The sequence below is a fragment of the Sporosarcina koreensis genome (assembly GCF_042655825.1).
GTDB classification, from domain to species: Bacteria; Bacillota; Bacilli; order Bacillales_A; family Planococcaceae; genus Sporosarcina; species Sporosarcina koreensis.
Window position 1 is genome coordinate 1 of sequence record NZ_JBHSNP010000017.1, and the last position, 886, is coordinate 886.

Here is an 886-nt window from a genome sequence, read left to right on the forward strand (position 1 = left end):
TTTTTTTTATCCCCTGCGGGTACAATGTGAAGCATTATTTACGGACGGAGTACGCCCTTCGGAGCACCTGACAACTGTCAGTGTATAGATGGGCACTCGCCCTTTTCAGAGTGATCCTAGTTAACAGAAAGGAGAGTTGAGTTATGCAGTTTCCAAAGGTTTTAACAATTGCTGATTTGTCTACTCGATGGGAAATGCCAAGACAAAGTATCCATGAGAAAAAGGACGGTAATGATTTTCCGGAGCCGATTCAGTTTGTTGGAAATGGACGAACTGCTTTGTATTTGGAAAGTGATATTGAAACGTACGAAGAAAAACATCCCTGGATTAAGTCACCAGATTGGAGACGCAGCAGACAACGTTTCATTTGGTCTTTGAAGCAAAATGAATATGAGAATTAAAATTAAAAGCTTTTAAAGGACTTTTACAGGTCTTTTAAGGGCTTTTAAATATTTTAAAGGTATTTAAGTTAAGGAAAAGGCTGAAACGCAATCAAGGGGCTTTAAAAGGGTTTTAAAACGATGTGAAAAGGAATGGACCGTTTGAAGAACACAACAAACGGAATGATCCATGGAATGTGCCTGCTTGCAGGTCTGCCTTGACATGCAATTTTCCGTGATAAACTTTCTACTAGCGAGCCGCCTTCATTTTTTACAAGGTGGCTCTGGCTCGCGAAACTCACGGAAAAGGTTCTTGCGTGTCAAGGCCACATGGAATGGTTCATGGAGTGGAAGAACGTGCTTTTAAAAGGTTTTGGATGGTTGTGATTTTGTAGAAATGTGGCATTGCGGAATTGTGGCATTGTGGCATTGTGGCATTGTGGTTTTGTGGTTTTGAGCGGAGCGAAAAAACGGTTTTTTCTTATCTTGATACATATAGAAACAAC

General features: G+C 40.5%; 1 protein-coding gene. It reads left to right on the top strand.

Going from position 1 to position 886, the window contains the following annotated elements:
• Window positions 1-143: 143 nt before the first annotated feature.
• Complete coding sequence (locus tag ACFPTP_RS10035; protein WP_381444260.1) at window positions 144-401, top strand: hypothetical protein; 258 nt, start codon at window positions 144-146, stop codon at window positions 399-401.
• Window positions 402-886: the final 485 nt, after the last annotated feature.

What these genes read in the sequence shown, in the direction of transcription:
- ACFPTP_RS10035 (WP_381444260.1), top strand. Translation starts at nt 144, where the DNA reads ATGCAGTTTCCAAAGGTTTTAACAATTGCTGATTTGTCTACTCGATGG.